Origin of the sequence: Mycobacterium ostraviense, from assembly GCF_002705925.1 — a bacterium.
In the GTDB taxonomy this organism is placed as follows: Bacteria; Actinomycetota; Actinomycetes; order Mycobacteriales; family Mycobacteriaceae; genus Mycobacterium; species Mycobacterium ostraviense.
This window is the reverse complement of sequence record NZ_NKRE01000083.1, coordinates 1-11,917: the sequence shown is the minus strand read 5'-3', so window position 1 is coordinate 11,917 and position 11,917 is coordinate 1. Positions and strand designations below refer to the sequence as shown.

The window sequence follows — 11,917 nt, the reverse complement described above, 5'->3', positions numbered from 1 at the left end:
GTGGAAGGTCACCGGCGCCCCGCTGGGCCTGGACCGGCCCTGGTTCGTCGAGGACGAGGACCTCGACATCGACTTCCACGTCCGTCGTATCGGCGTTCCAGGTCCGGGCGGGCGACGCGAGCTCGAGGAGCTCGTCGGCCGGCTGATGTCCTACAAGCTGGATCGCTCCCGGCCGCTGTGGGAACTGTGGGTCATCGAGGGTGTCGAGGGCGGCCGGATCGCCACGCTGACCAAGATGCACCACGCGATCGTCGACGGCGTCTCCGGCGCCGGTCTGGGCGAAATCCTGTTGGACGTCACACCCGAACCGCGGGCGCCGCAACAGGAAACGGTTGGGTTCGTGGGATTCCAGATTCCCGGGCTGGAGCGGCGTGCGGTGAGCGCGCTCATCAACGTCGGCATCATGACACCGTTCCGCATCGCGCGGCTGGTGGAGCAGACCGTGCGCCAACAGATCGCCGCTTTGGGTGTCCGCAGCAAGCCGCCGCGCTACTTCGACGCCCCCAAGACCCGGTTCAACGCGTCGGTGTCGCCGCACCGGCGGATTGCCGGCGCGCGGGTAGAGCTGGCCCGGGTCAAAGCCGTCAAGGACACCTTCGGGGTCAAGCTCAACGACGTCGTCCTCGCACTGGTGGCGGGGGCGGCGCGGGAATACCTGCAAAAGCACGACGAACTGCCCACCAAGCCGCTGATCGCACAGATCCCCGTCTCCACCCGTACCGACGAGACGAAATCCGATGTGGGCAACCAGATCAGCTCGATGACAGCCTCGTTGGCAACCAACATCGAGGACCCCGCCGAGCGGCTCGAGGCGATCCACGAAAGCACCCAGAGCGCCAAGGAAATGGCCAAGGCGCTGTCGGCGCATCAGATCATGGGCCTGACCGAGACCACTCCCCCCGGGCTGCTGCAGCTGGCGGCCCGCGCGTATACGGCCACCGGCCTGTCGCACAACCTGGCTCCGATCAACCTGGTCGTCTCCAACGTGCCCGGCCCGCAGTTCCCGCTGTACATGGCCGGCGCCAAACTGGATTCGCTGGTTCCGTTGGGGCCACCGGTGATGGACGTCGCCCTCAACGTCACCTGCTTCTCGTACATGGAGCACCTGGACTTCGGATTTGTGACGACGCCGGAAGTGGCCAACGACATCGACCAGATGGCCGACGCCATCGAGCCGGCGCTGACCGAACTCGAGCACGCCGCCGGCTTGCGTTGACGTCAGGCGGGGGCGTCCATTGTGCCCGCGGAACTTACCGCGCGCCGGGCCCGTTCGTCACATAGACCCAGGACAGGAACCGGGCTACGGCCTCGGCGGCGTGGTGTGCGCGTGGGGAACCGAAAATATCGAAAGCATGTTGGGCATTGGGTAATTCAGCATAGGCAACCGGGGACTTCGACACGGCGCGCAATTCGTCGACGAATTCCCGGGCTTCGACGACCGGGATGAGGGAATCGTCGGCGCCGTGCAGCACGAAGAACGGCGGCGCGTCGGCCCGCACGTGATGGATCGGCGACGCATCGACGAAAATCTGCCGATGCTCGCTGAATTTGCGTTTCACCACGAATCTTTCGAGCAGCCCGATGAATTCGGGTCGCCCGGCGGCGTCGGTGGAATACCAGTCGTAGCGCCCGTAGAAGGGGACCGCCGCGACCACCGATGTGTCGGCCCGTTCGAATCCGGGCTGAAACCTCGGCTCGTTGGGCGTCAGAGCCGCCAGGGCCGATAGGTGCCCGCCGGCCGAACCGCCGCTGATCGCAACGAAGTCCGGGTCCCCGCCGTAGGCCGCGATGTTCTCCTTGACCCACGCCAGCGCACGCTTCACGTCGACGATGTGCGCGGGCCAGGTGTGCAGCGGAGAGACCCGATAGTTCAACGACACGCAGACCCAGCCCCGCGAAACCAGGTGGCTCATCAAGGGATACGCTTGCGGGCGGCGCCAGCCCATTACCCACGCGCCGCCGGGCACCTGTACCAGCACCGGTGCCTTGCCGTCGGGGGGCAGGTCGCGGCGCCGCCAGATGTCGGCCAGGTTGGCGCGCCGGTGCGGCCCGTAGGCCACGATGTTGGTCTTCTCGACATAGCGCCGGCGCGCCACGGTGGTGCGGAGCGGAAGGTTGCGCCGCCCCCGGCGCGTCGGCTCGGTCGGCAGCGCGGCCAGCTCCTTGGCGTAGTCGGGTCCGAGTCCTTCGCTCAACCCCGTTTCCAGTACCGGGCCCGGAGTGGTGATGCCGCGGTAGCGGATCACCCCCAAGATCGTCCAAGCCGCAACGGTCAACCCCAACGCCGCCTTGCCCTTCGGTCCGGCGAAATCGCCGCGGCGGCCGCGCCGCACCGCGTCGAGCACCGAGGCACTCAGATACAGCCCCGGCACCTCCGAGGCCGGCCAGCCGAACCAGAACACCAGGGCCGAGGCGTAGGGGTGGCGGGTAATCGGATGAAATCCGTTGGCGGCGTTGACGAGTTCGACGGCTCCGCGGGTCAGCGGCCGGGGACGGCGCGCCAGCCTCAGCAGTCGCTCGCCTCTCATGAGCCGCTGACCTTCGACTGCAGATCGGCGCGCAGGATCTTGCCGGTGCTGCCGCGCGGCAGCTCGTCGAGAACAGTGATTTCGCGGGGCACCTTGTAGTTGGCCAGGTTGTCGCGTACGTGCTGCTTGAGGGCCTCGGGGGCCGCCCCGCTATCGAGATGAGCACCGGGTTCGAGCACCACGAATGCCGCCAGCCGCTGGCCGTACTGCTCGTCGTCCACGCCGATCACCGCGGCTTCGGCCACGTCGGGATGGGCGGCCAGCGTCTTCTCCACCTCGATCGGGTAGACGTTCTCGCCGCCGGAGACGATCATCTCGTCGTCGCGGCCGACCACGAACAGCCTTCCGCTCTGGTCGAGGTAGCCGACGTCGCCCGAGGCCATGAACCCGGCGTGGAAATCCTTGGTGGTCCCGGAGGTGTAGCCGTCGAACTGGCTGTCGTTGCGGACATAGATGCTGCCGACCTCGCCGACCGGTACCTCGTTGAATTCCGGGTCCAGGATCCGGATTTCGGTTCCCTCCGCCGGTTTGCCCGCGGTGTCGGGTGCGGCGCGCAAGTCGGCCGGGGTCGCGGTGGCGATCATGCCCGCCTCGGTCGCGTTGTAGTTGTTGTAGATCACGTCGCCGAACTGGTCCATGAAGGCGATGACGACATCGGGTCGCATCCGGGAGCCGGATGCGGTGGCGAAGCGTAACGACCTGCCGCTGTAGCGATTACGCACCTCGGCGGGCAACTCCATGATCCGGTCGAACATTACCGGCACCACCGCCAGCCCCGTCGCCCGGTGGCGGTCGATGAGGTCCAGCGTGGCCTCCGGGTCGAACTTGCGCCGGGTGATGATCGTGCAGGCCAGTGACGCGGCCAGCACCAGCTGGGAAAAGCCCCAGGCGTGGAACATCGGAGCCACAATCACGATGGGCTCCTGGGCCCGCCACGGTGTGCGGTCCAGGATCGCCTTCAGCGTGCTGACTCCACCGCTGCCACCAGAGTGCTTGGCGCCCTTGGGCGTTCCGGTGGTGCCGGACGTCAGCAGGATTACCTTGCCGTTGGCGCTCCTACGCTGGGGCCGTTGTCCGGCATGCGCGGCGATGAGTTTTTCGATGGTGAGCTCGGACTGGTTGTCGGTCCATGCCAGGATGCGGGTGGTTTCCGGTTTGTCAGCGAAGGCGCGATCTACGGTGGCGGTGAACTCCTCGTCGTAGATGACGGTGCCGACGTTCTCCCGGCTCACCACATCGGCCAGTGCCGGACCGGCGAACGAGGTGTTGAGTAACACGATGTCGGTGCCGATCCGGTTGGCCGCGATCAATGCCTCGACGAACCCGCGATGGTTGCGGCACATGATTCCGACGACCTCCGGGGCGCCGGTCGGCAAAGCCTGCAGCGCGGCGGCCAAGGCGTCACTGCGCTCGTCGAGTTGGCGCCAGGTGAGCGTGCCCAGTTCGTCGATCAGCCCCGGGCGGTCCGGGCAGCGCTGCGCCGCACCGGCGAAACCCGCAGTGAAACCCATGCCTTCGCGACGCATTGCGGCGGCGATGCGCAGGTATCGGTCGGGCCGCATCGGTGCGATCAGCCCGGCACGCCGCATCGTCGTGATCAGACCGAGAGCCTGGTTGATACGAGATGCCTGAGATGTCATCGTTCAGCCCAGAATCGGGAAACGACGCGTGGCCGCGAGCTTATTGAGGGCATCCTGCATCACCGACCGGACATGCGTGTCGACCTCATCGACGTCGGGGTCTGCGCCGAAGCGTGCCGTGATGTCGATCGGATCCAGCACCTCGGTGACGATTTTGGTCGGCAGCGGCAGGTTGGGCGGAATCGCTGCGCTGAACCCGAACGGAAAACCGAACGAGAGCGGCAGGATGTCGCTGCGCAGCAGCCGTTTTAGTCCAAGGTGCTCGGCCAGCCAGGTGCCGCGCGACAGGTAGAGCTGCGTCTCCTGACCACCGATGGACACCGCGGGCACGATGGGCGCCCCGGCTTCGATCGCGGTGCTGACATATCCCTTGCGACCGTTGAAGTCGATGACGTTCTCGGCGAACGTGGGTCGGTACGCGTCGTAGTCACCGCCCGGAAACACGATCACCACGCCGCCGGAGCGCAGCGCCTTGGCTGCGTTGTCCCGGCTGGCCCGGATGTAGCCGGTGCGCCGGAACAGCGACCCGGTCAGCCCCATGAACAGAATGTCGTGGCTCAGCGTGTAAACCGGCCGGTCGTAGCCGAACTTGTCGTAGAAATCGATGCTGAAGATAGGAACGTCCATCGGGAACATTCCGCCGGAGTGGTTGCCGACCACCAGCGCTCCGCCGGGCGGAAAAGAATCCAGGCCATGCACCTCGCACCGGAAGTACGTCTTCAAGATCGGCCGCATGACACTCATCAACCGCTTGGTCAGGCCGGGATCCCACTTGTCGTTCTCGGGACCTCCGATGTCTGGGCTGTCGGTGCTCACGTTCCTCCCTCGAGGCTGTCTCTGGGCTGCGTTGCCGTCGAGTCCCTCGATGGTAGCGACCGATGTCGGACCGCCGCGCCGGCATGGGCGGCGAAACCGCTCCGCTCTGGTCCGTGGGCGGGCGCAGTGTTCATGTGGTGCCCGCCTCCGGACGGGCAACAGTGTTCATGTGGTGCCCGCCTCCGGCCGGGCAAATGATCAACTGAGCCCAGCAGGAGGGACGTAGAGTGGCCCAGGTCGGTGGCGAGGCCGGCGGCAGCCCCATTTCGGTGATCGCCCGGCGAATGGACACCCTTCGCGACCAATTCATCGCGGAGGTGTTCGACACCATGAAAAACGAAATCCAGGGGCTCGACTACGACAGCCGAATGCTGGACATGTGGGAGGCCAGTATCACCGAGAACTACGTCGCGGCCGTTCACTACCTGGAACGCGACGCGCCGACATCGTTGCTCGAAGCGCCACCCGCCGCGCTGGCCTACGCGCGGGCCGCGGCGCAGCGCGATGTGCCGCTGGCGCCGTTGGTACGGGCGCATCGGCTCGGCCATGCACGCTTCCTCGAGGTGGCCATGCAGTATGTGTCGCTGCTGGAACCCGCGCAGCGGGTGCCGACCATCGTCGAGCTGGTGAATCGTTCGTCACGAATCGTCGACTTGGTGGCCGACCAGATGATCGTCACCTACGAAGAGGAACACGAACGCTGGCTCAGCCGGCGTGGCGGCCTGCGGCAGCAGATGGTCAGCGAGTTGCTGGCCGGCACCCCGGTGGACGTGCAGCGCGCCGAGAAGTTGTTGCGGTATCGGTTGGACGGAATGCACGTCGCCGCGGTGATATGGGTGGATGCGGCGGTGCCATCTCAGCGTGGACGGCGAGCGTAATGAGTGGCTACGCGAGACACTGCGCGAGTTCTTGGTGCGCAATCGCAGTTATGTCGCGCCAGCCGAAGCGATGCTCTTGCACCGCAACACCATTCAGTACCGGGTAGCTCAGGAGATGGAACTGTGCGGAGGCAGTTTCGACGATCCCGATGCCGTGTTCAAGGTGCAGGCGTTGGAGATCTGTCGACGGATGGCCCCGGCGGTGCTAGGAGCACCGACGTAACGGCCGGACTCCTGTTGCGGGCTCGGGCCGCAACCGCTCAGCCCCGGGTGGCGGAGCGAACCTCGATGTGCCCGTTGGTTTCCCGCACGTCCAACACGGGTTGGCCGGTGGTGGCAGGGCCGCGCACCAGTGTTCCGTCGCGAACGTCGAACTGTGACCCGTGGCATGGGCAGGTGATCACCGCGCCCTCCAGCTCGCCCTCGCTCAGCAGACAGCCGCGATGGCTACAGCGGTTGTGAACGGCATAGAGCCCGCCGTTGTGACGCACCAGCAGTACCGGCGCGTCCTCGGCCGCTGGAAAGCCTCCGATCGCGCCGACGGGCTCTCAATGAGGCGGCGTAGAGCAGCAGTGCGACGCTGTTCAGTTCCGCATGGACCAAACCGACGCGGCGTACCCCTTCGTCGGAGAGTTCGGTGTCGGCCCAGTCGCTGATGCCGGTGAGCGCGGTGGGTAACGTCGCGGCAACGCCCACACCGATCAGCCGCCGTGCGGCTGTCGCACCGGAGTGGGGCGCGACACGTCCAGCAGCGACGCCGACAGGAATGAGCCGATGACCACGTCGGTCAACGGCGGATGGACCGGATGACCGAGCCACGTTCCGCTGATCGCTTGTTTCAATTTCGGCTGGGCCAGTACCTGGCGGACTCTCTTGCCGATTGACTGCGCCGGGACGTCCAGCACCCGGGCTCGTTCAAACGCATCGACCAACGGTCGGGGCGGTGTGTACGCGGGCATCCTCTGGCAGTACCCCACCCGGGCAATTTGAATCCGCTCGTCCGTGGTCCTGTCCGGCCCCTGCGGCCAGCGTGGCTGGCCAAAGCCTGGGGCAGAAGAGCTGATCCCGGATCGGTCCAGCCTCCGACTCCCGCGCGGCGTTTTCCTGGCACGCTACGTTGACAACTAGGCAAGACGGACGAAATAGCTTATGCTGCAGCATGTTTGAGGTAGAAGGACGAGAAATTCGGGTGACCCGCCGGGTAACCGGCCCGGCAGGGGTGGCCACAGCTGGCAGCCTTTCATGCTGCGCGCACCAAAGTGATCTTGAGCTTCGGTGCGGGCGCATATGGTGTCCATCCGCCTGGGGTCTTTAACGTATGCGCACGTCAATTCGCAAGACCAGTCTTGGAAGGGGTCTGCGACGAGTTGTCTGAGGCGGCAGCGGGTAACCATCCGTGCGTGTTGAGGGGTCGCGCACGGCTGAGCCCGAGCCGGCCGCGCCCCGCCGAGCGGTAGCCCGAAGTTACGGGGCCGGGTCCGCCAGAGGGGGGCGGACCCGGCGGGGGCTCGCCGGGTTGGGCCGGTTTCGGCGCAGTCGCGCGACTCGTTAGCTACCATCCGCCACCGCGGGGCGGCGCCGATGCCGACCAGACGGCACCCAATCGGTGGCCGTGGGTGCCGCCGATCTGCACGCCGCGATCATGGCCCAGCACGCCGCGGGACACGACGTGGTGGTCCTCGGTTTCTCCCAGAGCGCTTCGGTGGCCACCGCCGAAATGCGTTACCTGGCAAGCCTGCCGGCCGACCTACGGCCCGGCCCCGACCAGCTGTCCTTCGTGCTGCTCGGTGATCCCAACAATCCCAACGGTGGCTTACTCGCCCGTTTTCCGGGGCTTTTCGTGCAGCCGATGGGTCTGACGTTCAGTGGCGCGACACCGAGCAACCTCTACCCGACGACCGTCTACACGCGCCAATACGACGGCTTTGCCGACTTCCCCCAGTACCCGCTCAACATTCCCGCCGACCTCAACGCGCTGTTGGGTATCTATGACGCGCACGGCACCTATCAGGAGCTGACCCCGGCACAGGTCGCGGCGGGTGTGGTTCAGCCGGTGTCCCCGGCCGACGTCTACACCACCTATATCTTGCATCCCAGCGAGCAGCTGCCGCTGTTGGAGCCGCTGCGCGGCATTGTGGCCCGCGCCGCTGCTGGATCTCGTCGAGCCGGGCTTGCGGGTGATCATCGAATTGGGTTACGACCGAACCGGATACGTCGACGTGCCCACCCCCGCCGGGCTGTTCCCGACCCATATCGACGCGCTCACCCTCGCCGCTGACCTTGCCGGCTCGACCGCGCACGGCATCGACCATGCGCTTGCCGATGTCGGCTTGCCGCCGCTACCGAAGGTGGCCATCCCGAATTTGGCGCTGCCACAGCTCCCGTCGGCGCCGACGCCGGCCATGCCGACCGCACTTCCGGTCCCGCCGCAGATCGGCGCCGCCATCGACGGGCCGCTGGATTACCTGCCCGGGTTGCTCGACACCGTCATCAACGGCACCCTCGATCCGGCTATCATGTCCGCGATGTACCAGGCCGGCGATTCGCTCATCGCCGCGCTCGGCCAAGGCGCTTCCCCGCAGCTGATCAATGCGATCGTCGTCGCCCAGCAGATGATGCCGGTTCTGATAGAGGGGCCCGGCTATTTCGTGACCGCCGATGCCCAGTACCTGGCGGACGGCGTCGGGGATTTGGCCGCCGGCGACCTCAACGGGTTCAGCCAGACCATGCAACTCATCCCGGCCACCAACGTCACCCTGGGCGTGTTCGGCGCGGGAATCGCTGGGGTGGCCATTGCGGCGATCTTGAGCGGTCAGCCGTTCCCAACCTGATCCGTAATACCGACGACTCCGAATACCCGGGTGTGCCGCCGACGATCAGGGAGAGACCGGCGCGACGGTCTCGCCAGATGACCGGCGGTGGTGCGAACATCTATGTCAGAGAGACCGAGGGGGCTGACGATGTCTTGGACCGCCGACCGAGTTGCGCGACACCGATTCGCCTTGCCCATCAAGTGATTTCACACCGGACCAGATAGGAAGGCCGCCATGGGATTCATGTCACCGGAGCTTCCGGACGTCGACCCCGCCACTTGGCAGACCCTGCCACGGGCAACGAGGCTACAAATCGTCACCCGGCATTGGGTCGAGCACGGCTTCGGAACCCCGTACGCCGCATACCTGCTGTATCTGTTCAAGATCGGCGTGTACATCGCCGCGCCCGCGGCGATCATCTCGCTCACGCCCGGCCTGGGCGGGCTCGGCCACATCGCCGACTGGTGGACACAACCCATCGTGTACCAGAAGGTCATCATCTTCACGCTGCTGTTCGAGGTGATGGGCTTTGGCTGCGGCTCCGGTCCGCTGACCGGCCGGTTCATCCCACCGGTCGGCGGATTCCTATATTGGTTGCGGCCCAAGACCATTCGACTGCCCGCCTGGCCGGATAAAGTCCCGTTCACCCGCGGCGATAGCCGTACCGTCGTCGACGTCGTCCTCTACGCCGTCGTGCTGGCAGGTGGAGTATGGACACTGTTGTCCCCGGGTCACGGGGGACCAGTCACCGGGGCCGGCGATGTCGGCCTGATCGACCCGGTGCTGGTCATCCCGACGATCGTGGCCCTGGCGCTGCTGGGTCTGCGCGACAAGACGATCTTCCTCGCAGCCCGCGGTGAACACTATTGGCTGAAGCTGTTCGTGTTCTTCTTCCCGTTCACCGATCAGATCGCGGCGTTCAAGCTCATCATGCTCGCGCTGTGGTGGGGCGCGGCGACGTCCAAGCTCAACCACCACTTCCCGTACGTCGTCTCGGTGATGACGAGCAACAACGCGCTACTGCGCAGCAGGTTGTTCAACTGGCTCAAGCACCTGCTCTACCTGGACCCGGTCAATGACCTGCGCCCGTCCTGGCTGCCCAAGCTGATGGCCCATGTCGGGGGGACCACCGCGGAATTCCTGGTCCCCGGGGTGCTGGTCTTCGTCGCCGACGGCCATCCCTGGCGATGGTTCCTCATCGGGTTCATGGTGATCTTCCACCTCAACATCCTTTCCAACCTTCCGATGGGGGTGCCGTTGGAATGGAACGTGTTCTTCATCTTTTCGCTGTTCTACCTGTTCGGGCACTACGGCGCGATCCAGGCAACCGACCTGCAGTCACCGCTGCTGCTGGTCATCGTGCTCGCCGCGGTGGCCGTGGCCGTTGCGGGAAACCTTTTCCCCGAAAAGATTTCGTTCCTCCCGGCGATGCGTTACTACGCCGGCAACTGGGCCACCAGCGTGTGGTGCTTCCGCCCCGGGGCCGAGGACAAGCTCGAGGCCAACGTCGTCAAAAGCTCTGCGCTGGTTGTCAATCAGCTGACCAGGCTCTACGGCGCCGACAGCGCGGAAATCATGATGGACAAGACGGCTGCGTTCCGGGCGATGCATACCCACGGCAGAGCGCTCAACGGCTTGGTTTCCCGCGCCGTCGGGGGCGACGCCGACGAAACCGACTACAGCGTGCGTGAAGGTGAGCTGATTGCCGGGCCGCTGGTCGGCTGGAATTTCGGCGAGGGCCACCTGCACAACGAGCAACTGCTGGCCGCGGTACAGCGGCGGTGCAATTTCGAAGAGGGTGACATCCGCGTCGTCATCCTCGAGGGCCAACCGATCCACGTCCAAAAGCAGTGGTACCGCATCGTCGACGCCAAAGCCGGCGTGCTCGAGGCCGGTTATGTCGAGGTGAAGGACATGCTGTCGCGTCCGCCGTGGCCCGAACCCGGCGACGAATTTCCCGTCCACGTCACGACTCAGCGCGCTGCGCCAGGTACGCCATAACGGCCGCTGTCAGGCGGGGGCACCGGCCGGCGGCGCATCGCTTCCGAGGAGTGCGGTCACCGCCAGCGCCGCCTTGGCAGCGTCGTGCTGTTCGCCGGTGATGATGTCGGAGTAGAGGAAGGACTCGACGATCCGCACGATGAGGTACGCCAGGTCGTGTGGCGGCAACGGCGGGTGCAGCTGCGCGCGCGTAATCTCCTCGCGGAGCAGGGTTTCGACGGCCGCGACCAGCCGCGCCTGGACCGTACCGGCCTGTGTGGTCAGGATGCGCAGCGCCCGTTCCGGTTCTCGCCGCAGAAACTCGCGGAAGTACTCCGCCTCGTCCAGCAACGCCACGAAGCTGCCGATGATGGCCGAGATGCGCTCGCCGCCGGACCCGGGCGCGTTCTTGACGGCCAGTGCCAGCGTGCGTTCCGCCAGTGACCACAGAATCTCGGCCAGCAGTTCATCGCGGCTGCCGACCCAGCGGAACACGGTGGCCCGGTTCACGCCGAGGTCGGCGGCCAGTTCCTGCATCTCGATCCGCCGACCGGCCATGAACCACCGGCGGGCGATGCGGAAGGCCGTCATGGCATCGGGGCGGCGGTCCGCCGCCGCCAGCAGCCGAGCCAGCTGTGTTTCGCCGATGTCGCACCTCCTGGCCTCGGTGACCCACGTCGGTCAACTAACGTCTCGCTTTTGCGACAGATTACCAGACGTTGCATGGACCGTTGTTCGCCAGCGGGTATTAGCACTGATTAGCGCATACTCACGCCTGTCGAGGCCATACATAGTGAGATAAATCGCGTTTAGTTGCAGATATGCAACATATCTAGATAAGGTGCAACTGTGATTTTCACCCTGCTTACCGGAGTCCTGTGAATGCGTATTCTTGACCGCTTCCGACTCGACGACCGGGTCGCGATCGTCACCGGGGCATCCAGCGGCCTCGGCGTCACGTTCGCCCATGCCCTGGCCGAGGCCGGTGCCGACGTGGTGCTGGGCGCGCGGCGTGAGGACCGGCTGGCCGGCACCCGCGCGCTCGTCGAGGCGGCGGGGCGCAGCGCCGTCGCGGTGCGCACCGATGTCACCGATCCGGAGCAGTGCCGGTCCCGCCCGGTTTCTTCGAGTCCGAGATGACCGACCAATTCCCCGCCGGCTATGTCGAGACCACGGTCATCCCACGCACCCTGATGGGCCGCGTCGGCCTGGCCGACGAACTGGCCGCCGCGCTGGTCTTCCTGGCCAGCGACGCCGCCAGC

General features: G+C 66.0%; 8 protein-coding genes and 3 pseudogenes. 5 read left to right on the top strand and 6 right to left on the bottom strand.

The window, feature by feature from the left end:
* Positions 1–1,216: WS/DGAT/MGAT family O-acyltransferase (locus CDN38_RS28060; RefSeq protein ID WP_099319504.1), on the top strand; the 1,216-nt coding region annotated here is incomplete at its 5' end.
* Positions 1,217–1,250: 34 nt separating this feature from the next.
* On the opposite strand, the gene CDN38_RS28055 is transcribed toward CDN38_RS28060, so the two are convergent.
* The 3 genes from CDN38_RS28055 to CDN38_RS28045 are packed head-to-tail and all read right to left on the bottom strand — an operon-like array spanning position 1,251 to position 4,912.
* On the bottom strand, positions 1,251–2,528 hold the full coding sequence (locus CDN38_RS28055) for an alpha/beta hydrolase (protein ID WP_075511652.1): 1,278 nt from the start codon (positions 2,526–2,528) through the stop codon (positions 1,251–1,253).
* On the bottom strand, positions 2,525–4,168 hold the full coding sequence (gene fadD12 / locus CDN38_RS28050) for an acyl-CoA ligase FadD12 (RefSeq protein WP_075511651.1): 1,644 nt from the start codon (positions 4,166–4,168) through the stop codon (positions 2,525–2,527). Before fadD12 ends, CDN38_RS28055 begins: the two co-directional genes overlap by 4 nt.
* A 3-nt stretch (positions 4,169–4,171) precedes the next feature.
* Positions 4,172–4,912: a lysophospholipid acyltransferase family protein gene (locus CDN38_RS28045; protein ID WP_233027147.1), complete on the bottom strand. Its 741-nt coding sequence runs from the start codon at positions 4,910–4,912 to the stop codon at positions 4,172–4,174.
* Between the two features lie 356 nt (positions 4,913–5,268).
* Between CDN38_RS28045 and CDN38_RS28040 the strand changes: the two are divergent.
* Positions 5,269–6,085: pseudogene (locus CDN38_RS28040) on the top strand (RsbRD N-terminal domain-containing protein).
* Between the two features lie 37 nt (positions 6,086–6,122).
* On the opposite strand, the gene CDN38_RS28035 reads toward CDN38_RS28040, so the two are convergent.
* Positions 6,123–6,395 (bottom strand): Rieske (2Fe-2S) protein, encoded by a 273-nt coding sequence (locus tag CDN38_RS28035; RefSeq protein WP_082277220.1) that lies wholly within the window; start codon positions 6,393–6,395, stop codon positions 6,123–6,125.
* 168 nt (positions 6,396–6,563) lie between these two features.
* Complete coding sequence (locus CDN38_RS28030) at positions 6,564–6,821, bottom strand: hypothetical protein (protein WP_075511648.1); 258 nt, start codon at positions 6,819–6,821, stop codon at positions 6,564–6,566.
* Positions 6,822–7,462: 641 nt separating this feature from the next.
* Here CDN38_RS28030 and CDN38_RS28025 point away from each other — a divergent pair.
* Both CDN38_RS28025 and CDN38_RS28020 read left to right on the top strand, forming a co-directional pair.
* Positions 7,463–8,693 (top strand): annotated as a pseudogene (locus tag CDN38_RS28025) (PE-PPE domain-containing protein); the annotation flags it as partial.
* Positions 8,694–8,909: 216 nt separating this feature from the next.
* A complete protein-coding gene (locus tag CDN38_RS28020) occupies positions 8,910–10,676 on the top strand; it encodes a DUF3556 domain-containing protein (RefSeq protein ID WP_075511647.1) in 1,767 nt (588 codons plus the stop codon).
* Between the two features lie 9 nt (positions 10,677–10,685).
* On the opposite strand, the gene CDN38_RS28015 is transcribed toward CDN38_RS28020, so the two are convergent.
* Positions 10,686–11,246, bottom strand: coding sequence for a QsdR family transcriptional regulator (locus tag CDN38_RS28015; protein WP_075511646.1), 561 nt, complete (start codon positions 11,244–11,246; stop codon positions 10,686–10,688).
* Positions 11,247–11,537: 291 nt separating this feature from the next.
* On the opposite strand from CDN38_RS28015, the pseudogene CDN38_RS33315 reads away from it, so the two are divergent.
* Positions 11,538–11,762: pseudogene (locus tag CDN38_RS33315) on the top strand (SDR family NAD(P)-dependent oxidoreductase); the annotation flags it as partial.
* Between the last annotated feature and the right edge of the window lie 155 nt (positions 11,763–11,917).